The sequence below is a fragment of the Kribbella shirazensis genome, assembly GCF_011761605.1.
GTDB lineage: Bacteria > Actinomycetota > Actinomycetes > Propionibacteriales > Kribbellaceae > Kribbella > Kribbella shirazensis.
Genome location: NZ_JAASRO010000001.1, coordinates 6,250,794 through 6,269,457, shown reverse-complemented (window position 1 = coordinate 6,269,457; position 18,664 = coordinate 6,250,794). Strand labels below are relative to the sequence as shown.

Here is an 18,664-nt window from a genome sequence, read left to right as displayed (position 1 = left end):
ACCGGCGTCAGCGGAACGCCGACTGCCCGGTCAGTGCCTGGCCGATGACGAGCTGGTGCACCTCGGACGTGCCCTCGTAGGTCAGCACGGACTCGAGGTTGTTGGCGTGCCGCATGATCGGGTACTCGCCGCTGATCCCGTTCGCGGCCAGGATCGTGCGGCACTCGCGGGCGATCGCGATCGCCTCGCGGACGTTGTTCAGCTTGCCGACCGACACCTGCTCGGGCCGCAGCGTGCCCTTCTCCTTCAGCCGGCCGAGATGGACGGCGAGCAGGATGCCCTTGTTCAGCTCGACGGCCATGTCCGCGAGCTTCGCCTGCGTCAGCTGGTACGACGTCAGCGGCTTGTCGAACACGATCCGCTCGCCGGCGTACGCGATCGCGGTCTCCAGGCAGTCCCGCGCCGCGCCCATCGCGCCGAAGATGATGCCGAACCGGGCCTCGTTCAGGCAGCCGAGCGGGCCGGACAGACCCCGCGCCTCGGGCAGCATCGCACTGGCAGGCAGTCGTACGTCGTCCAGCACCAGCTCCGACGTGACGGACGCGCGCAGCGACATCTTCTGCTTGATCTCCGGCGCCGAGAAACCGGGCGTCGACGTCGGTACGACGAAGCCGCGCACACCGTCGTCGGTTCGGGCCCAGACCACCGCGACGTCGGCCACCGATCCGTTGGTGATCCACATCTTCGAGCCGTTCAGCACCCAGTCGTCCCCGTCACCGGAACCGTCGCGGCGGGCATTGGTGCGCATACCGGCCGGGTTCGAGCCGAAGTCCGGCTCGGTCAGCCCGAAGCAGCCGATCGCCTCACCAGCGGACATGCGGGGGAGCCATACGCTCTTTTGCTCCTCGCTGCCGTACTTCCAGATCGCGTACATCGCGAGCGACCCCTGCACCGACACCAGCGACCGCATCCCGGAGTCGGCCGCCTCGATCTCCAGACACGCCAGCCCGTAGGCGACCGGTCCGAGTCCCGCGCAGCCGTACCCCGTCAGGTGCATCCCGAGGAACCCGAGCGCCCCCAGCTCCTTGGCCAGCTCACGCGCCGGGATCGAACCAGTCTCGAACCACTCCGGCAGCGACGGCCGCAACCGCTCGTCCGCGAACCGCCGAGCAGCCGCCCGAACGTCAACCTCCTCCGCCGTCAGCAAGGAGTCGACGTCCACCAGATCCAGAGAAGCGCCCATGTGCTCACGCTAGCCGTTCGCGCCTCAACTGGCTGTGGACAGGCTCACTTGCGGTACCAGGGCCACCACCAGCGGCGTTTGCGGGGGTGGCGGACGATGATGCTGCCGTGGCGGGCCTCGCCGGTGACGCGGAGGCGGATGCCGCCGGGGCGGGGTGGGACTGCCTTGTTCTTGGCGGCGCTGTGGATCATGTCGACCTGGTCGATGTCGACGCTCCAGCCCTCGGGGACAACCATCACGACCGAGCTGTGCTTGGCGTGCGCGTCGACGTGGATCTCGGGCCAGTGCACGACCGCGTCGGTGAAGTCGAGCTTCACCGACGAGTGCTCCGCGATCGCGGTCAGCCGCTCGGGCACGGTCCACGCGCCCTCGCGCTTCTGCGCGCTGTGCTTCGCCCGGAGCGTCAGCTCCTGCGAGCTCCCGTGCGCGACGGGCACCAGGTCGGCGGTCGCGTTGCGGAGCTCGACCTGGGTCTTCGCCGAGTAGATCTGGGTGAGCCGCTCGTCGAGTTCCTGGAAGTCCAGCCGCCCGTCGGTGTGTGCTTCCTGGACCACGGCGGCGGCACGCTCGCGGTCGTTGTCGGATGCCCTCTGACCGGGTGGCGGCTGCTCCAGACTCATGCCCCCAAAGGTAGCGCCGCTACAGGTCCGAGCAGAACGGCCTCACTGAACGAGGTCCAGGAAGCGTCCCACCACCGTGGACCACGTCTTGTCCAGCTCGACGGCGTACCGCTCCGCATCCGCCACCACAACGTCAGGATCGAACCCGAGCGACCGCACGCGCTCCGGGTCCCACCGCCGTACCCGCTCTGCCTCTACTTCCGGATGGAACTGCACGCCCCAGCTCTGCCCGATGCGCAGCATCTGGTGCGCACAGCGATCGCTGGACATCAGCAGCACCGCGTCCTCCGGCAGCCGGGTGATCTGGTCCTGGTGACTCTCCACGGCCCACACCGTCGAGGGCAGACCAGCCAGCAGTACGTCGTCCGCGGCAGCCGGCAGCACCGTCAGCTCGGTCACGCCCTTCTCGGGCTGCCCGTACTTCCCCTTCACCTCACCGCCGAAGGTGTGCGCCAGCATCTGCCCTCCCAGGCAGATCCCGAGCACCGGCACCCGCCCGTGGGCCTGCCGCAACAGCGCACGCTCCGCCGGCAGCCACGGCGACCGCTCGTCCTCGTCCGGCAGCATTCCGCCGCCGAGCAGGATCAGCGCCGCATGCCCGTCGACACTCTCGGGCACAGGGTCACCGTCCCAGGCCCGGATGATGACCGGAGTGATATCACGTGCGTCCAGCCAGTCGATCAGCTTGCCCGGACCGCTGTCGCGGTCGTTCTCGATGATGAGCACCGTCGTCACGTGGCAAACCGTACGCGGCACACCGGACATCGCCGTACCGGAGTCATGATTCCTGGATACTGATGCACTGGGGGTGCAGATGGAGCCTGTCAGTGGATTCGTGCGCGCCGTGGTCGGGGATGTCACCTTCATCTTCGGCAAGGGCATGGTCAGCACGTACCTGCTCGCCCGCCGCAACGGGTGGCCGCAGCCGCAGCTCGACGTACTGATCCGGTCACACGGACAGTACGTGCCGCTGGCGATCCCCACCGGTACGGTCCCGGCCATCGGGCGCCTGGTCGGGCTGGACGAGATCCGGCCTGCCCCGATGATCACCGTCGAGTTCACGCCGGGCGACACCGGTGCGGAGGCGCACCTCACAGCCAACAGTCCGGTTCTCATCACGATCACCGACGTCAGCCACCGCGAGTACGACGCAGTAGTACTGACCACGTCACTCGGTGCAGCGGCGTACGCGCAGCTGCCGCCGGGGTACTACCACGTCTCCGCCGTCGTCATCGACGAGTACGGCGACCTCCTGCAGGGGTACGGCGCTCAGCACAACCTGCGTGTGGACAAGGGCGACGACCTGATCGTCTCGCTGTCGATCAAGACTGCCGGTGTCACGGAGATCGCCACGGCGCTGGAGACCGGTTCGCGGCCCGCACTGGTCGGTCCGGACGGTGACGTCGTACCGCTGCTCGACCTGGTCCGCATCGGCCGTGCACCGGACTGCGACCTGATCCTCGACCGGCCTGAGGTCAGCCGGCACCACGCGGAGCTGCTGCGGATCGAGCCGACCGGCTACGAGCTGCGGGATCTCGGCTCGACCAACGGGACACAGGTGAACGGCGTACCGATCCAGACCGCCATGGTCGGCCACGGCGACGAGATCCGGCTCGGAGCGCTCCCCTTCCGGCTCTTGCTGTCCTGACCTGGAACAATGGCGCCGTGAACCCGCGCAGCGTCGTCATCCTCGGCTCGACCGGCTCGATCGGTACCCAGGCGCTCGAGCTGATCGGACGCAACCGGGACCGCTTCCACGTGGTCGCGCTGTCCGCGGGCGGCGACAACGTCGCGCTGCTGGCGGAGCAGGCGCTCGAGTTCGGCGTCCAGGTGGTGGCGGTGGCCAAGGCCACGGTCGCGCAGGACCTGCAGCTCGCCTTCTACGCGGAGGCGCAGCGGAAGGGGTACGCGCAGGGGGAGTTCCGGATTCCGAAGATTCTCACCGGGCCGGATGCCGCGGGCGAGCTCGCGGCGATGCCGTGTGACGTAGTACTCAACGGAGTAAACGGGTCGGTCGGCCTGCACGCGACGCTGTCCGCGCTGGAGGCGGGTAACACGCTCGCGCTCGCCAACAAGGAGTCGCTGGTGATCGGCGGGCCGATCGTCACCCGGCTGGCGAAGCCGGGGCAGATCGTGCCGGTCGACTCCGAGCACAGCGCGATCGCGCAGTGCCTGCGGGGCGGCTCGCCCGACGAGGTCCGCAAGTTGCTGCTGACCGCGAGCGGCGGCCCGTTCCTCGGCAGGCCGCGCAGCGAGTTGGAGAACGTCACCGTCGAGCAAGCGCTCGACCACCCGAACTTCGCGATGGGCCCGGTCGTGACGATCAACTCGGCCACCCTGGTCAACAAGGGGCTCGAGCTGATCGAGGCGCACCTGCTGTTCGGCATCCCGATGGACCGGATCGACGTCGTCATCCACCGGCAGCAGGCGATCCACTCGATGGTCGAGTTCGTCGACGGCTCCACCATGGCCCAGATCGGCGTACCGACGATGACCGTGCCGATCGCGCTCGCGCTCGGCTGGCCGGACCGGATACCGGACGCGACGCGGCCGTGGGACTTCGCCGAGGCGAGCACCTGGACGTTCCAGCCGGTCGACGACGCCGAGTTCCCGTCGGTCCAGCTGGCCCGTGAGGCGGGGGCCCGCGGTGGGACCGCTCCGGCCGTGTTCAACGCGGCCAACGAGGTCTGCGTGCAGGCGTTCCGGGACGGCCGGCTGCCGTTCGTCGCGATCGTCGACACAGTGGCCCGGGTGGTGACCGATCACGACGTACCCTCGTATGAGGAACTGTCCGTCGACGACGTGCTCGCCGCGGACGCGTGGGCCCGAACCCGGGCTCGTGAGATCACTGGCGTACGGGAGAGTCAGCAGGCATGAGTGTGCTCCTCACCATCCTCGGCATCGTGCTGTTCGTGGCCGGGGTGCTGATCTCCGTCGCGCTGCATGAGCTGGGTCACATGCTGCCGGCGAAGGCGTTCGGGATGAAGGTCACCCAGTTCTTCGTCGGCTTCGGGCAGACCCTGTGGTCCACGAAGCGTGGCGAGACGGAGTACGGGATCAAGGCGATCCCGGCCGGCGGTTTCGTCCGCATCATCGGGATGATGCCGCCCGCGAAGGGGCAGGACCCGTCGAAGGTCCGCAAGGCCAACACCGGCCCGATCCAGTCGATGGTCGAGAACGCGCGGTCCGCGGAGTACGAGACGATCGCCCCCGAGGACCACGGCCGGCTCTTCTACCAGAAGGTGTGGTGGAAGAAGCTGATCGTGATGGCCTCCGGGCCGCTGGTCAACGTGGTGATCGCGACCGTGCTGTTCACCGGTCTCTTCACGCTGTACGGCGACCGGGTCCCGCAGACCACGATCTCCACCGTCACCGACTGCGTCATCCCCGCCGACCAGGCGACACCGGACCGCAAGTGCCAGGACGGCGACAAGGTCTCGCCGGCCAAGCAGGCCGGCTTCCAGGTCGGCGACCGGATCGTCTCGTTCAACGGCACCACGATCGACAGCTGGGACCAACTGACCCCGCTGATCCGCGCGAACACCGACAAGGCCGCCACGATCGTTGTCGAGCGCAACGGCCAGCAGGTCACCCTGCAGACCAACACGATCGTCAACCAGGTCGTGGACAAGCCGGGGTCGGACAAATACGTCTCGGTCGGGTTCCTCGGTGTCTCGCCGGAGAACAAGCTCGAGCAGCAGAGCGTCGGCTACGCGCTCGACAAGATGGGCGACTACACGGTCGCCACGGTGCAGGCGCTCGGACGCTTCCCGGAGAAGCTGGTCGGCGTCGCGAAGTCGATCGTCGGCGGCGAGCGCGACCAGGACAGCCCGATGAGCGTGGTCGGCGCCAGCCGCGTGGCGGGGGAGATCGCCTCCAGCGACCTCGACGTCGGCGCGAAGGCCGCCAGCCTGATCCTGCTACTCGCCTCGCTGAACCTGTTCCTTGCCCTGTTCAACTTCATCCCGCTGCTGCCGCTGGACGGCGGTCACATGATCGGCGCGATCTGGGAAGGGATCCGGCGCGGCTTCGCCAAGCTGCTCGGCCGCCCGGACCCCGGGTACGTCGACGTGGCCAAGCTGCTCCCGATCGCGTACGTCGCGGCGAGTGTGATCGTGGTGATGGGCGTGCTGCTCGTCATCGCCGACATCGTCAACCCCATCAAGCTCTTCAACGGCTGATCCCACCACCCAACGGTTAAAGGAAAAATGAGCATCAACCTGGGCATGCCCGCGCTGCCGCCACCGACCATCGCGCCGCGCCGCAAGACCCGCCAGATCAAGGTCGGCAAGGTGCTGGTCGGTGGGGACGCGCCGGTCTCGGTGCAGTCGATGACGACGACGAAGACCCACGAGGTCAACACGACGCTGCAGCAGATCGCGGAGCTGACCGCGGCCGGCTGTGACATCGTCCGAGTCGCCTGTCCGCGGCAGGAGGACGCCGACGCGCTGAAGGAGATCGCGCAGCACTCGCAGATCCCGGTCATCGCCGACATCCACTTCCAGCCGAGCTACGTGTTCGCGGCGATCGAGGCCGGCTGCGCGGCGGTCCGGGTGAACCCGGGCAACATCCGCAAGTTCGACGACCAGGTCAAGGAGATCGCCCAGGCGGCGAAGGACCACGGTACGTCGCTGCGCATCGGGGTGAACGCGGGCTCGCTGGACAAGCGGCTGCTGGAGAAGTACGGGAAGGCGACGCCCGAGGCGCTGGTCGAGTCGGCCGTCTGGGAGGCGTCGCTGTTCGAGGAGCACGACTTCCACGACTTCAAGATCTCGGTCAAGCACAACGACCCGGTCGTGATGGTGCAGGCGTACGAGATGCTCGCCGAGCGCGGCGACTGGCCGCTGCACCTCGGCGTGACCGAGGCGGGGCCGGCGTTCCAGGGCACGATCAAGTCGTCGGTCGCGTTCGGCGCGCTGCTGTCGAAGGGCATCGGTGACACGATCCGCGTCTCGCTGTCCGCGCCGCCGGTCGAGGAGGTCAAGGTCGGCCTGCAGATCCTGCAGTCGCTGAACCTGCGCGAGCGCAAGCTCGAGATCGTCTCCTGCCCGTCCTGCGGCCGCGCCCAGGTGGACGTGTACACGCTGGCCGAGCAGGTCACCGCCGGTCTCGAGGGCATGGAGGTCCCGCTCCGCGTCGCCGTCATGGGCTGCGTCGTGAACGGCCCGGGCGAGGCCCGCGAAGCCGACCTGGGCGTCGCGTCCGGCAACGGCAAGGGCCAGATCTTCGTCAAGGGCGAGGTCATCAAGACGGTCCCCGAGTCCGCCATCGTCGAGACCCTGATCGAAGAAGCCATGCGCATCGCCGAGCAAATGGAAACCACCGAACCCGGCGAACCCACCGTCACAGTCAGCTGACCCGCACGGTGACCGACTACCTCGTCGTGAGTGCTGTTGCTGGTGAGGCTCGGTACGTTCCGGAGGAGATTCCGGTGGTGGTCACCGGGGTGGGGAAGACGGCGGCTGCGGTCGCCGTCAGTCGGGCGTTGGCCGGCCGCGACACGACAGATCTGATTGTTCTGAACGTGGGCACGACCGGTGCGTTGCGTGATGGGTTGTCCGGGTTGTTTCTGCCGAGCACTGTGATCAATCACGACGTGAACGCGGAGGCGATTCGCGCGATCGGGCTGGATCCGCGCGACGAGTTGGCTGTCGACGGTGGGGACGGGACGGTGCTTGCGTCGGGGGACGTGTTCGTGACGGATCCCGACGTACGGGCGCGATTGGCGGAGCGGGCGCATCTGGTGGACATGGAGGCGTACGGGGTCGTGTACGCGTGCCGCGAGTACGGCGTCCCGGTGCGTGTCGTGAAGCACGTGTCGGACTCGGCGGACGAGTCCGCGCTGGACTGGCCCGCACTCGTGGACGCCAGCGCGAAGGTCCTAGGGGAGTGGGTCAGCGAAAACGCTCGCTGAGCCAACTCCCTGCACGCCACCTCACGCACCGGACACCCCGCCGCAAGCCGGCACGGCGGCGCATATCCTGGCTTGACCTTGACCCTGGGGGCAAGGTTTAGCGTTGGGGCGAAGGAGGCGGAATGCGGATCAGTGATCTGGCGGCCGAGGCCGGTGTGACGGTCAAGGCCGTGCGGTACTACGAGTCGCAGGGGCTGCTCAGGCCGCGCCGGGAGGCCAACGGGTACCGGACGTACGAGGCGCGCGACGTGGTCGTGGTGCGCGAGGTGAAGGCGCTGCTGAGCCTCGGACTGACCGCGGAGCAGACCTACCCGTTCATCGAGTGCCTGCGGGCCGGCAACGAGCGCGCGGACGTGTGCCCGGCGTCGCTGATGGCGTACCGGACCCGGATCGCCGAGGTGGACCGGCGGATCGCGGAGCTGACCGATCTGCGGGCCCGGCTGACCGACCTCCTGACCGATGCCGAGAACCGGAGGACGAACTATGACCGACCTGCTGACCGTGGATGAGAACACCTTCGACGAGGTGGTACTGCGGTCCGAGAAGCCCGTACTGGTGGACTTCTGGGCGCAGTGGTGCCCGCCCTGCCACCAGATTGCCCCGGTCCTCGCCCAGATCGGTGCCGAACGCAACGACCAGCTGACCGTCGTGAAGGTCAACGCCGACGAGAACCCCACGGTTGCGGCGAACTACCGCGTGATGGCCCTCCCGACGCTCGCCCTGTTCCACCGCGGCGAGCTGATCTGGTCGGTCGTCGGCGCCCGCCCGAAGGCCAAGCTCCTGAAGGAACTCGACGACGCCCTGCTCACCGCCGTCTAGCGTCGCCGCGACCACGGCCGTCACCTCCCTGGTCAGGGCTGCCGTCGTCAGAGCGCCGTCTGCTGGTGGAAGGCGATCCGCCAATCGCCGTGGACGTCGGTCCACACCGTGCTCGCGTACGACGGCAGCGCGACCTCGTTGCCGTCCACCAGGGCTGTGACGTCGACGCGATAGGTGACGATCGCCGTGTGCTCGTCCACCACGATCACCTGCTCGTCGCTGCGATCCGTCCGCACGAACGGGTTGTGGTTGATCCGGATCCCGGGCACGGCGGTCGCCTTGTCGATGATCCCGAACTTGGTCACCGCGACCGCGTCGTCGAGCAGGTACTTCTCGTAGAAGTCCCCGTCGCCTTCCCGGTTCGCCTTCCACAGCAGGTCTTCGAGTTGCAGCAGTTTCTCGTTCATGTCACCCATGGTGGTCCACGCCTAGGACACTTTCGGTCCTAGCTGGTGAAGAGCTCGACCAGCACGCCGTGCGGGCCGGCGACATAGGCCGAGGTGGTGCCCCAGTCGGTCTCGGTGGGCTCGAGGGCGATGGTGCCGCCGCGGCGGCGGATCTCCTCGATGTCGGCGCGCACGTCGTCGCTGCTGAACTGCAACAGCGTCCCGCCGTGCGCGCCGAAGTCGTCGATCATCGCGCCGGTGTGCAGCGCGATCGTCATCGCGCCGGCCTTCACCTCGGCGTAGCCCTCGCCGGCGTTGCCGGACACCTCCAGGCCGAGCACGCCGGAGAAGAAGTCGGCGATCTCCTGGTTCTTCGAGCGGCTGTCGGTCAGCAGTCCCAGGTGGTCGAAGCGGAGGTTCATCGTCGGAGCTCCTCGGTTGACTGGTAGCTATCTAGGATGCTAGCAATATAGCCATGGCGGACGAGAGTGGCAAGAAGGTGCAGTTCAACGTGTATCTGCCGCCGGAGCTGGTGCGGCGGGTGAAGCACAAGGCGATCGACGACGGGGCGAGCCTGTCCGCGCTGGTCGAGCAGGCGCTGTCGGAGTATCTGGACAACCATGGGGAGGCCCGAGGATGAATGACGTGGTGATCAGGCCGCTGCGGTTCACGGCGGATGTCGAGGCGATGCGGGCGTTCCTGGAGACGCTGGGTCTGCGGTCGCGGATCGAGTCCGAGCGTGGCGGCTGGGTCGACATGGTGACCGGCGACGGGATGGTGGCGTTGCACGACGCGGCCAGCAGTTCCACCGGCGGGCAGCCCGGGCAGACCAGCCTCTCCTTCGAAGCGGACAAGCTCGACGAGGTGAAGGACCGGCTGGAGCAGGCGGGCTTCACGGACGCGACGGTCTTCGACGAGGCGTACGGCCGGGTGCTGTCGGTGACCGGGCCGGACGACGTCGTCATCTGGATCGACGAGCGGACCGAGGACCTCTACGGCTACAAGCTCCACGATGCGAACCCGGACGAGCGCTGGTCCGTCACGCCGTACCTGACCGGCGCGGACGAGGACGCGTGGCGCGGGTTCCTGGCCGCTCTGCAGGTCGGTACGACGGTGCGCTTCGGCCCGGGCCCCGCGTTCGGCGTACGACTCGACCTGACGACGACCGAGGACCTTGACGAGGTCGCGGGCCGCGTCCAGGCAGCCCGCAGCGCGTCCGGCCTGGAGATCACCGACCCGGACGGTCAGCTCGTCGTGGTCCACGGATGAGCTTGACTTCGACCGGACCTGAAGTTGCAGGATGCCGGGCATGACGACGGGGGTGCCTGAGCGGCTACGGGACGACGCGGACTTCCGGCGGTACTGGTTGGCTCGGGCGTTGTCGGTCACGGGGTCGATGGTCACGGCGATCGCGCTGCCGGTGCTGGTCTACCGGCTGAGTGGTTCGACCGTTCTGACCGCGGTGGTGACCGCGCTGGAGTCGGCGCCGTACCTGCTGGCCGGGCTGTTCGCCGGCGCGCTCGCCGATCGCTGGAACCGGCGCCGCGTGATGGTGACCGCGGACTGCGTCAACGCCGTCCTCGTCGGGTCCGTGCCGCTCGCGCATCTGCTCGGCGTACTGACCGTCGTCCACGTGCTGGTCGTCGCGTTCACCGTCCAGGCCGTCTACACGTTCTTCGACGGCGCGAATTTCGGCGCGCTGCCGGTCCTCGTCGGGCGGGCGCGCGTCGCGCAGGCGAACTCGGCGGTCTGGACGGCGTCGAGTCTGATCGAGTTGTTCGTCCCGCCGCTGACCGGCCTGCTCCTCGCCGTGCTCGATCCGGCCAGCCTGCTCACGCTCGACGCGCTCAGCTTTGCGGCGTCGGCGTTCGCGGTCCGCGGGATCGTGCGGGCGATGTCGGAGTCCCGGGCCGGCCGGCCGCCGCTGCGGGTGCGGGTCGTCCTGAACGACATCGGTGACGGTCTGCGGTACCTGATCGGGCATGCCGGCGTACGGACCATGACGATCATCGGCAGCGTGCAGTCGTTCGCCGGCGGCGGGTTCATGGCGCTGATCGTGGTGTGGTGCGACCGTGTCCTGGACGTCGGTACGTCGGGACTGCGCTTCGGACTCGTCTGGGGGACGTGGGGGATCGGCGGGCTGATCGCCGCGCTCAGCCTGCCCCGGTTGCTGAAGCGGATGCCGCCCGCGGCGATCACCCTGTACGCGTTGCCGGTCTCGGTGCTGCTCGGGGTGCTCGCGCCGCTGTCGCCGCACTGGGTCGTGGCCGCGCTCGCGTTGCTCGTCTGGGGTTCGGCGTACGTGCTGGTGATCGTCAACGCGATCTCGTACCGGCAGCAGGTGACGCCGGAGCACCTGCTCGGCCGGGTCAACACCGCCGGCCGGATGCTGTCGTGGGGCGTCGGGTGGACCCTCGGATCGGTGGCCGGCGGGCTGCTGGGCAACGCGTTCGGGCCCCGGACCGGGATGGTGCTGATGGGTCTGTGCGGCTGCGTCGGCGTCGTTGTCGCCTGGACGTCCCCGCTGCGCCAGATCGCCGCGGGGCACGAGGCGCCGGTGGCCTGACCCGGCCCCGTTGCATACGGGAACACCGCCGATCCGCTAGGTTCTGCGCGTGGGCGTACGGGTTCTCGGTCCTCGCGACCTCGCGGCGGCGCGCGCGGTCATCGCCCGCGATCCGGTGGTCAACGTGTTCGTGGACAGCCTCGTCCAGGCGTCCGGACTCGACCCGCGGCGCGGTGCCGAGGTCTGGGGGTACGTCGACAAGGGCGCGCTGGAGGCCCTGTGTCACGCGGGCGGGAACATGGTGCCGGTCGGTGCCGACGACGCGGCGCTGCGGGCTTTCGCGGCGTACGCGCTGCGCCGGGGACGGAACTGCTTCCAGATCCTCGGCCAGGCCCGCGCGGTCGAGCAGCTGTGGAACATCCTCGAGCCGCACTGGGGTCCCGCGCGTGAGGTTCGCGACGACCAGCCGTTCATGGTGGTCGAGGGGCCGCCGCTGATCGCGCCCGATCCGCTGGTCCGCGCCGTGGAGCCGGTCGAGCTGCCGATCCTGTACCCGGCCTGCGTGGCGATGTACACCGAGGAGGTCGGCGTACCGCCGCAGACGGGGCCGGACGGGACGTTCTACCGGTCCCGGGTCGCGGAGCTGATCCGGGCTGGGCGCGCGTTCGCGCGGATCGAGAACGGGCGGGTCGTGTTCAAGGCCGAGGTCGGCTCGGTCGGAACCGGCGTGTGCCAGATCCAGGGCGTGTGGGTGGATCCGGAGTACCGCGGCCGCGGGCTCGCCGCGCCCGGGATGGCGGCGGTGGTCGAGCTGGCCCGGCAGATCGCGCCGGTCGTGACCCTTTATGTGAACGCCTTCAACCTTCCGGCGCGGGCGGCGTACGAACGTGTCGGCTTCCGCACCGTCGAGACCTTCGCCACGATCCTGTTCTAAGCTCCGGCCCATGGCATCGCGAAGCACCAAGGGGCTGTCGGTCCTGTTCGGCGTACTGGGCACACTGCACTTCGTGAAACCCGCGCCGTTCGAGGCGATCGTGCCGAAGGCGCTGCCGCGGAAGAAGGAGCTCGTGTACGCCTCCGGCGTGGCGGAGCTGGCCTGCGCGGCGGGGCTGCTGCACCCGCGGACGCGGCGGCTGGCCGGGCTGGCGAGCGCCGGGCTGCTGGTCGCGGTCTTCCCGGCGAACGTGCAGATGGCGGCCGACCTGCGGAAGAAGGGATCGCGGACGGCGCAAGCGATCGCCTACGCACGGTTGCCGCTCCAGGTGCCGCTGATCCGCTGGGCGCTCAAGGCCGCCCGCGAGCCGAAGTGACCCTGTGGACGACGTGGTGAGAGGATGTCCGCCGGACGGATATCCTCGGTGACGTCCTGATTTCCCGACTTTTTTGCACGCTTGGAGACTCCCGTGATTCTGCGCATGTCGTCGTTGTTCCTCCGCACCCTTCGCGAGGACCCGGCGGACGCGGAGGTCCCGAGCCACAAGCTGCTCGTCCGTGCCGGGTACATCCGCCGTGCCGCCCCCGGCATCTACACCTGGCTGCCGCTCGGCCTGCGGGTGCTGCGCAACGTCGAGCGGATCGTCCGCGAGGAGATGGACGCGATCGGCGCGCAGGAGCTGGTGTTCCCGGCGCTGCTGCCCCGCGAGCCCTACGAGGCCAGCGGCCGCTGGACGGAGTACGGGCCGAACATCTTCCGGCTGAAGGACCGCAAGGGCGCCGACATGCTCCTCGGCCCGACGCACGAGGAGATGTTCACGCTCGTCGTGAAGGACCTGTACTCGTCGTACAAGGACCTCCCGCTGTCGATCTACCAGATCCAGAACAAGTACCGCGACGAGGCGCGGCCGCGGGCCGGTGTGCTGCGCGGGCGCGAGTTCGTGATGAAGGACTCGTACTCGTTCGACGTGGACGACGACGGGCTTGCGGCGTCGTACGAGAAGCATCGCGAGGCCTACATCAAGATCTTCGACCGGCTCGGCTTCGACTACGTGATCGTGCGGGCGATGTCCGGTGCGATGGGCGGTTCGCGGTCCGAGGAGTTCCTGGCGATCGCGGAGAACGGTGAGGACACGTTCGTCCGTTCACCCGGCGGGTACGCCGCGAACGTCGAGGCGGTCGTGGTGCCGCAGGCGGCGCCCGTCGACGCGTCCGGCGTACCGGCCGCCGAGGTCGTGGACACGCCGGACACCCCGACCATCGAGACGCTGGTGGATGCGCTGAACGCGAAGCACGCGCGCGCCGACGGCCGCGAGTGGACCGCCGCGGACACGCTGAAGAACGTGCTCGTGATGCTGGTGCACCCGGACGGGACCCGCGAACCGCTGGCGATCGGCCTGCCCGGTGACCGCGCGATCGACGAGAAGCGGCTCGGTGCGCAGGTGGAGCCGGCCGAGGTCGCCGCGTTCGAGGAGGGCGACTTCGAGAAGTTCCCGTCGCTCGCCAAGGGCTACATCGGTCCGGGCGTGCTGGGCAAGGACAACACCTCCGGCATCCGCTACCTGCTCGACCCGCGGGTGGCCGAGGGGTCGGCGTGGGTGACCGGTGCGGACAAGTCCGGGTTCCACGTGATCAACCTGGTGTACGGGCGGGACTTCACCGCGGACGGCACGATCCAGGCCGCCGAGGTCCGCGACGGCGACGAGGCACCGGACGGATCCGGTGTGCTGGAGACGGCGCGCGGCATCGAGATGGGCCACATCTTCCAGCTCGGCCGCAAGTACGCCGACGCGCTCGACCTGAAGGTCCTCGACCAGAACGGCAAGCTCGTCACGGTCACCATGGGGTCGTACGGCGTCGGCGTCACCCGCGCGGTCGCGGCGATCGCGGAGGGCAACCACGACGAGCTCGGTCTGGTCTGGCCGCGGGAGATCGCGCCGGCCGACGTCCACCTGGTTGCCACCGGCAAGGACAAGGAGCTGTTCGAGAAGGCCGCCGCGCTCGCCGCGGAGCTCGAGTCGCGCGGCCTGACGGTCATCTACGACGACCGCGAGAAGGTTTCGCCCGGCGTGAAGTTCAAGGACGCCGAGCTGATCGGCATCCCGACCATCGCCGTCGTCGGCAAGGGCCTCGCCGACGGCACGATCGAGGTCAAGGACCGGCGCTCCGGCGAGCGCGCCGACGTCCCGGTCGCCGACGTCGTCGACCACCTGGTCAGCGCCGTCCGCGGCTGACCCCGCCGCCCCGAGGACACCCTTCCGGGACCTCGGACATCTGCTCAGATGTCCGAGGTCCCTGTCCGCGGGTCCGCCGGACCACCGACGCGATCCGCGGAAATTTTCTCCCGGAGCATGTCGAGGATCGTCTGTCCGCTCCGATCCCGGGGTGTGACGCCTGAGGGGGCGTCCGGGAACTGAGGGAGTTGGCATGACGGAATCTGTGGTTGCTGGGCGGGGGATCGACGGGCTGCGTCAGGCCGTCGCCGGTGAGGTGCTCGTCGACGGCGATCCGGGCTACGCGGACGCCGGACGGGTGATGATGGCCGCTGGCCGGCCGCAGGTGATCGTGCGGTGTGCGGGGGCGAGCGACGTGGTCGCCGCGTTGGCGTACGCCGAGACGCTCGACCTGCCGATCGCGGTCCGCAGCGGCGGACACCACGCGGCCGGGTTCAGCACGACCGACGGCGGTGTGCTGATCGACGTACGGCCGATGGACGAGGTCCGGGTGCTCCCGGACGGCGTCGTACGGGTCGGGACCGGAGCTAGCTGGGGAGAGGTCGCCGGGCGGCTGTCCAAGGTCGGTCTGGCGATCTCGTCCGGTGACACGGCGAGTGTCGGCGTCGGCGGGTTGATGGCCGGCGGCGGCATCGGCTGGATGGTCCGCAAGCACGGGCTGGCGATCGACAACGTGGTCTCGGCCGAGGTCGTGACCGCGGACGGTGCGGTACGCCGGGTCGACGCGGTGAGCGAGCCGGAGTTGTTCTGGGGACTGCGCGGCGCCGCGGGCAGTCTCGGCGTCGTCACGTCGTACGACATCGCCGCCGTCCACCAGCCGACAGTTCACTACGGCACCCTGCTGTACCCGTGGACGCAGGCGGAGCAGGTCCTCGCCGGCTGGGCCGAGTACCTCGCGGAAGCGCCCGAGGAGCTCACCTCTTCCTTGCAGTTGGCGCCGACGATGATGGCCGACCGGCAGGTCCCCGTCGCCGTGATGGTGTGCGTGGCCGGCGACGCCGAACGCCGCGACGCGATCATCGAACCGCTGCGGCACCTGGGCTCGCTGCTCACCGAGAAGGTCGCCGAGGTCCCGTACGCCGAGGTGTTCTCGGACATGTCCATGCCGGCCGACTGGCGCCCGCGGATCCGCAACGGCTTCTTCGACGAGTGGTCGACCGACGTCGCCGGCCGCCTGCTCGACGCCCGGCCGCGCATCCCGGGGCTCGCGGTCGAGATCCGCGCCCTCGGCGGTGCGTTCGGCGCGATGCCGGCCGACGGGACCGCGTTCGCGCACCGCGACGCGCGGTTCATGGTCAACTCGGTGCTGATGGGGTCGCCGGAGCAGCAGGGCAAGCAGCCCAAGGCGTTCGACAACCTCTGGCGGTCCCTGAAGCCGGACGGCGCCTACCTGAACTTCCTGTCCGACCCGACGGACGCCGACCTCGACGTCTGCTACCCGGCGTCACACCGCAAGCGGCTGGCGGCGCTCAAGCAGTCGGTCGACCCGGGGCACGTGTTCCGGAGCGCGCTGACCGTCCCGCCGCGGCCCGAGTGGACCGGCGGACGCCGTCACCTGATGAGGTGGGCGATGCGGTCGCGCAGGTAGTTCTGTTCGGCGGTGTTCCTGGTGCGGTCGAGAGCCGCGACATAGTGCTCGCGGGCCAGGTCCGGACGGCCGGCGAGTTCGTGGAGGTGGGCGAGGACCGACAGCCGGCGATGGTGATCGCCGAGGTACCGGTCGTCGGCCAGCCGTTCGACGATCGCGATGCCGGCGTCCGGGCCCTGGGTCATCGCGACGGCCACGGCCGCGCCGAGGGTCACCATCGGACTCGGGTCGACCCGCTCGAGAAGCTTGTAGAGACCGGCGACCTGTTCCCAGTCGGTGGTCTCGACCGAGTCGGCCTCGCTGTGCACCGCCGCGATCGCCGCCTCCAGCTGGTACGGCCCGACGGCGCCGGAGCGCAGCGCCTCCTCGACGAGGCGGGTGCCTTCGGCGATCTCGTCGGCGTACCAGCGGGAGCGGTCCTGCCGATCGGCCGGGATCAGGTTGCCGCCCGGTCCGGTCCGCGCGTCCCGGCGGGCGTGCGTGAGCATCATCAACGCCAGCAGCCCGGTGACCTCACCCGATCCGCCGACCGCGTGCCGGAGCAGTCGCGTGATCCGCAGGGCCTCCTCGGCGAGGTCCACCCGCTGCAGTTCGTCGCCGGCGCTGGCGGTGTGCCCTTCGTTGAAGATCAGGTAGAGCACGTGCAGCACGGCGCGCAGCCGTACGTCGTACTCCTCGGCCGTCGGTAGCTCGAAGCGGGCGCCGGCGTCCTGGATCAGCCGTTTCGCGCGGCTGATCCGTTGTGCGACGGTGCTCTCGCCGACCAGCAGCGCTGCCGCCACCTCGGCCGTGGTCAGTCCGCCCACCGAGCGCAGCGTCAGCGCGATCTGTGACGCCGGGGTCAGCGCCGGATGGCAGCAGAGCACGAGGAGCCGGATGGTGTCGTCGGTGTCCTCGCGGTAGTCGTCGGGGTCGAACTCGTCCGACGGCGCCCGCAGGAAGTCGTTCAGCTCGCGTCGCCGGCGCGCGTTCTCCCGCCGCCAGCCGTCCACCATCCGCCGCGCCGCGACGCTGACCAGCCAACCGACCGGTTGCTCGGGTACGCCGTTCGCACGCCACTGCACGAACGCGTCGAGCAGCGCCTCCTGGACCGCGTCCTCGCACTGGTCGAACACGTCGTACCGCCGGACCAGCGCCGCCAGCGCCCGCGGCGCCGCCGCCCGGATCGCGGCCTCGAGCTCGGGCGTCGGCGCTGTCACAGGTCGTCGAGCTCGGCCAGGAAGTCGGACTGGTCGAAGCGGATCTCGCGGAGCTCGACGCGGCGGAACTGCGCCAGCGGGATCCGCGCGGCGATCGCGAGGGCCCGCTCGACCGACTCGCAGTCCAGCACCATCGCGCCGGCCAGATACTCCTTGGTCTCCAGGAACGGGCGGTCGGAGATCACCGGCGTACCGGCGACCAGCTGGACGTCTTTCGACTCGCCGGGCTCGTCCAGCCCGAGGACCGACACCAGCTCGCCGGTCTTCAGCAGCTCACGCGCGGTCGCGGCGACGTGCTCGCGCCCGCCCGACATCTCGGTCAGCTGGTCCTCGGTGAACCCTTTGAGCGCCTCGACGTTGTTGTGGATCAGCAGTAGGAACTTCACCCGGCCATTCTCCCGGATCGGGTGGCATACCTCTCACCGGCCGGTGTAAAGGTTGAGCGGTACTACGGCCTTACCTGATCATCAGGGTCTGTGCCTGATGTTTCGTTGCTGACGTTGCTGTTCCTGGTGATCGCGGCCTTCGCGGCCGGGTGGATCGATGCCGTGGTCGGCGGCGGGGGACTGCTGCAGCTGCCCGCGATGCTGCTCGGACTGCCGAACGCGTCGCCGGCGCAGATCCTGTCGACGAACAAGATCTCGTCGTTGTTCGGTACGGCGACCAGCGCGGTCACGTTCGGTGTCAAGATGCGACCGGACCGTAAGACCGTGCTCCCGCTGGCGATCCTCGCCGGACTGGGGGCCGCGGCCGGGGCGCTGGTGGCGACCAGGATCCCGATGTCCTGGTTCAAACCGATCGTGCTGGTGCTGCTCGTGGCCGTCGCGATCTACACCGCGATGAAGCCGTCCCTCGGCGCCCGCACCGCGCTGCGGTTCGACGGCCGGGACCACTACCTCGCGGCGAGCGGGGTCGGCGTCCTGATCGGCTTCTACGACGGCGCGGTCGGACCGGGGACCGGGTCGTTCCTGATCTTCGCGCTGGTCGGCCTGCTCGGGTACAACTTCCTGCAGGCCAGCGCGAAGGCGAAGATCGCCAACGTGGCCACGAACCTCGGCGCGATCGCCGTGTTCGCGCTGAGCGGCGCGCCGCTGTGGCGCCTCGGCCTGATCATGGGCGCCGCCAACATGCTCGGCGGCCTCCTCGGCGCCCGCACCGCCGTCGCCCGCGGCAGCCGCTTCGTCCGGATCATCTTCCTGGTGGTCGTGTCCGCCCTGATCCTGCGGCTCGCGTACGACGTCTTCGCGGGCTGATCATCTGCTGGTCGTCGCCGCGCTCTGGA

22 protein-coding genes are annotated in these 18,664 nt (G+C 69.4%); 15 read left to right on the top strand and 7 right to left on the bottom strand.

Translation table 11 applies throughout. The features are described from left to right. Positions 1-7 precede the first annotated feature (7 nt). From BJY22_RS30235 to BJY22_RS30225, 3 genes are read right to left on the bottom strand one after another with little or no spacing between them, the layout of a single operon-like run. On the bottom strand, positions 8-1,183 hold the full coding sequence (locus tag BJY22_RS30235; RefSeq protein ID WP_167213427.1) for an acyl-CoA dehydrogenase family protein: 1,176 nt from the start codon (positions 1,181-1,183) through the stop codon (positions 8-10). A gap of 44 nt (positions 1,184-1,227) precedes the next feature. Beyond that, positions 1,228-1,803, bottom strand: a complete 576-nt coding sequence (locus BJY22_RS30230) for a DUF1707 SHOCT-like domain-containing protein (protein WP_167213424.1) — start codon at positions 1,801-1,803, stop codon at positions 1,228-1,230. Between the two features lie 42 nt (positions 1,804-1,845). Next, positions 1,846-2,538 carry a glutamine amidotransferase-related protein gene (locus BJY22_RS30225; protein WP_167213421.1) on the bottom strand — a complete coding sequence of 231 codons (693 nt, stop codon included), beginning with the start codon at positions 2,536-2,538 and terminating at the stop codon, positions 1,846-1,848. Between the two features lie 79 nt (positions 2,539-2,617). On the opposite strand from BJY22_RS30225, the gene BJY22_RS30220 reads away from it, so the two are divergent. The 7 genes from BJY22_RS30220 (at position 2,618) to trxA (ending at position 8,536) form a co-directional block, all read left to right on the top strand. Next, positions 2,618-3,451, top strand: a complete 834-nt coding sequence (locus BJY22_RS30220; RefSeq protein ID WP_202891322.1) for an FHA domain-containing protein — start codon at positions 2,618-2,620, stop codon at positions 3,449-3,451. A 17-nt stretch (positions 3,452-3,468) separates the two neighbouring features. Continuing rightward, positions 3,469-4,680, top strand: coding sequence for a 1-deoxy-D-xylulose-5-phosphate reductoisomerase (gene dxr, locus BJY22_RS30215; RefSeq protein ID WP_167213418.1), 1,212 nt, complete (start codon positions 3,469-3,471; stop codon positions 4,678-4,680). Then, positions 4,677-5,984, top strand: coding sequence for a M50 family metallopeptidase (locus tag BJY22_RS30210; protein WP_167213415.1), 1,308 nt, complete (start codon positions 4,677-4,679; stop codon positions 5,982-5,984). The genes dxr and BJY22_RS30210 overlap by 4 nt, the downstream gene beginning before the upstream one ends. A gap of 27 nt (positions 5,985-6,011) precedes the next feature. Continuing rightward, complete coding sequence (ispG, locus tag BJY22_RS30205; RefSeq protein WP_167213412.1) at positions 6,012-7,160, top strand: flavodoxin-dependent (E)-4-hydroxy-3-methylbut-2-enyl-diphosphate synthase; 1,149 nt, start codon at positions 6,012-6,014, stop codon at positions 7,158-7,160. Between the two features lie 8 nt (positions 7,161-7,168). Continuing rightward, positions 7,169-7,717, top strand: a complete 549-nt coding sequence (locus tag BJY22_RS30200; protein ID WP_167213409.1) for a nucleosidase — start codon at positions 7,169-7,171, stop codon at positions 7,715-7,717. Positions 7,718-7,839: 122 nt separating this feature from the next. Continuing rightward, the gene (locus BJY22_RS30195) at positions 7,840-8,226 is read left to right on the top strand and encodes a MerR family transcriptional regulator (RefSeq protein ID WP_167213408.1); all 387 of its coding nucleotides are present in this window, start codon (positions 7,840-7,842) and stop codon (positions 8,224-8,226) included. Then, entirely contained in the window at positions 8,201-8,536 is a 336-nt protein-coding gene (gene trxA, locus BJY22_RS30190) for a thioredoxin (RefSeq protein WP_167213405.1), read from the top strand. The genes BJY22_RS30195 and trxA overlap by 26 nt, the downstream gene beginning before the upstream one ends. A gap of 47 nt (positions 8,537-8,583) precedes the next feature. On the opposite strand, the gene BJY22_RS30185 is transcribed toward trxA, so the two are convergent. Both BJY22_RS30185 and BJY22_RS30180 read right to left on the bottom strand, forming a co-directional pair. Then, entirely contained in the window at positions 8,584-8,943 is a 360-nt protein-coding gene (locus BJY22_RS30185) for a nuclear transport factor 2 family protein (protein WP_167213404.1), read from the bottom strand. A 38-nt stretch (positions 8,944-8,981) separates the two neighbouring features. After that, a complete protein-coding gene (locus BJY22_RS30180) occupies positions 8,982-9,344 on the bottom strand; it encodes a VOC family protein (protein WP_167213400.1) in 363 nt (120 codons plus the stop codon). 53 nt (positions 9,345-9,397) lie between these two features. Between BJY22_RS30180 and BJY22_RS30175 the strand changes: the two genes are divergently transcribed. The 7 genes from BJY22_RS30175 (at position 9,398) to BJY22_RS30145 (ending at position 16,183) form a co-directional block, all read left to right on the top strand. Continuing rightward, positions 9,398-9,562, top strand: coding sequence for a ribbon-helix-helix domain-containing protein (locus tag BJY22_RS30175; RefSeq protein ID WP_167213398.1), 165 nt, complete (start codon positions 9,398-9,400; stop codon positions 9,560-9,562). After that, on the top strand, positions 9,559-10,191 hold the full coding sequence (locus tag BJY22_RS30170) for a VOC family protein (protein WP_167213395.1): 633 nt from the start codon (positions 9,559-9,561) through the stop codon (positions 10,189-10,191). Before BJY22_RS30175 ends, BJY22_RS30170 begins: the two co-directional genes overlap by 4 nt. Positions 10,192-10,231: 40 nt before the next feature. Continuing rightward, entirely contained in the window at positions 10,232-11,488 is a 1,257-nt protein-coding gene (locus tag BJY22_RS30165) for an MFS transporter (RefSeq protein ID WP_167213392.1), read from the top strand. A 49-nt stretch (positions 11,489-11,537) separates the two neighbouring features. Then, positions 11,538-12,362, top strand: a complete 825-nt coding sequence (locus BJY22_RS30160; protein WP_167213389.1) for a GNAT family N-acetyltransferase — start codon at positions 11,538-11,540, stop codon at positions 12,360-12,362. 10 nt (positions 12,363-12,372) lie between these two features. Then, a complete protein-coding gene (locus BJY22_RS30155; protein WP_167213386.1) occupies positions 12,373-12,738 on the top strand; it encodes a DoxX family protein in 366 nt (121 codons plus the stop codon). Between the two features lie 93 nt (positions 12,739-12,831). After that, positions 12,832-14,595, top strand: coding sequence for a proline--tRNA ligase (locus BJY22_RS30150; RefSeq protein ID WP_167213383.1), 1,764 nt, complete (start codon positions 12,832-12,834; stop codon positions 14,593-14,595). Between the two features lie 193 nt (positions 14,596-14,788). Then, the gene (locus BJY22_RS30145) at positions 14,789-16,183 is read left to right on the top strand and encodes an FAD-binding oxidoreductase (protein ID WP_167213380.1); all 1,395 of its coding nucleotides are present in this window, start codon (positions 14,789-14,791) and stop codon (positions 16,181-16,183) included. On the opposite strand, the gene BJY22_RS30140 is transcribed toward BJY22_RS30145, so the two are convergent. Next, complete coding sequence (locus BJY22_RS30140; RefSeq protein WP_167213378.1) at positions 16,147-17,382, bottom strand: DUF6596 domain-containing protein; 1,236 nt, start codon at positions 17,380-17,382, stop codon at positions 16,147-16,149. The two genes, BJY22_RS30145 and BJY22_RS30140, sit on opposite strands and share 37 nt — an antisense overlap. Beyond that, positions 17,379-17,768, bottom strand: coding sequence for a YciI family protein (locus tag BJY22_RS30135; protein ID WP_167213375.1), 390 nt, complete (start codon positions 17,766-17,768; stop codon positions 17,379-17,381). The genes BJY22_RS30140 and BJY22_RS30135 overlap by 4 nt, the downstream gene beginning before the upstream one ends. Before the next feature lie 90 nt (positions 17,769-17,858). Between BJY22_RS30135 and BJY22_RS30130 the strand changes: the two genes are divergently transcribed. Continuing rightward, complete coding sequence (locus BJY22_RS30130; protein WP_167213372.1) at positions 17,859-18,635, top strand: TSUP family transporter; 777 nt, start codon at positions 17,859-17,861, stop codon at positions 18,633-18,635. The last annotated feature ends 29 nt before the right edge of the window (positions 18,636-18,664 follow it).

What these genes read in the sequence shown, in the direction of transcription:
- BJY22_RS30185 (WP_167213404.1), bottom strand. Translation starts at nt 8,943, where the DNA reads ATGAACGAGAAACTGCTGCAACTCGAAGACCTGCTGTGGAAGGCGAAC.
- trxA (WP_167213405.1), top strand. Translation starts at nt 8,201, where the DNA reads ATGACCGACCTGCTGACCGTGGATGAGAACACCTTCGACGAGGTGGTA.
- BJY22_RS30145 (WP_167213380.1), top strand. Translation starts at nt 14,789, where the DNA reads ATGACGGAATCTGTGGTTGCTGGGCGGGGGATCGACGGGCTGCGTCAG.
- BJY22_RS30170 (WP_167213395.1), top strand. Translation starts at nt 9,559, where the DNA reads ATGAATGACGTGGTGATCAGGCCGCTGCGGTTCACGGCGGATGTCGAG.
- BJY22_RS30195 (WP_167213408.1), top strand. Translation starts at nt 7,840, where the DNA reads ATGCGGATCAGTGATCTGGCGGCCGAGGCCGGTGTGACGGTCAAGGCC.
- BJY22_RS30175 (WP_167213398.1), top strand. Translation starts at nt 9,398, where the DNA reads ATGGCGGACGAGAGTGGCAAGAAGGTGCAGTTCAACGTGTATCTGCCG.
- BJY22_RS30155 (WP_167213386.1), top strand. Translation starts at nt 12,373, where the DNA reads ATGGCATCGCGAAGCACCAAGGGGCTGTCGGTCCTGTTCGGCGTACTG.
- BJY22_RS30230 (WP_167213424.1), bottom strand. Translation starts at nt 1,803, where the DNA reads ATGAGTCTGGAGCAGCCGCCACCCGGTCAGAGGGCATCCGACAACGAC.
- ispG (WP_167213412.1), top strand. Translation starts at nt 6,012, where the DNA reads ATGAGCATCAACCTGGGCATGCCCGCGCTGCCGCCACCGACCATCGCG.
- BJY22_RS30165 (WP_167213392.1), top strand. Translation starts at nt 10,232, where the DNA reads ATGACGACGGGGGTGCCTGAGCGGCTACGGGACGACGCGGACTTCCGG.
- BJY22_RS30210 (WP_167213415.1), top strand. Translation starts at nt 4,677, where the DNA reads ATGAGTGTGCTCCTCACCATCCTCGGCATCGTGCTGTTCGTGGCCGGG.
- BJY22_RS30180 (WP_167213400.1), bottom strand. Translation starts at nt 9,344, where the DNA reads ATGAACCTCCGCTTCGACCACCTGGGACTGCTGACCGACAGCCGCTCG.
- BJY22_RS30220 (WP_202891322.1), top strand. Translation starts at nt 2,618, where the DNA reads ATGGAGCCTGTCAGTGGATTCGTGCGCGCCGTGGTCGGGGATGTCACC.
- BJY22_RS30235 (WP_167213427.1), bottom strand. Translation starts at nt 1,183, where the DNA reads ATGGGCGCTTCTCTGGATCTGGTGGACGTCGACTCCTTGCTGACGGCG.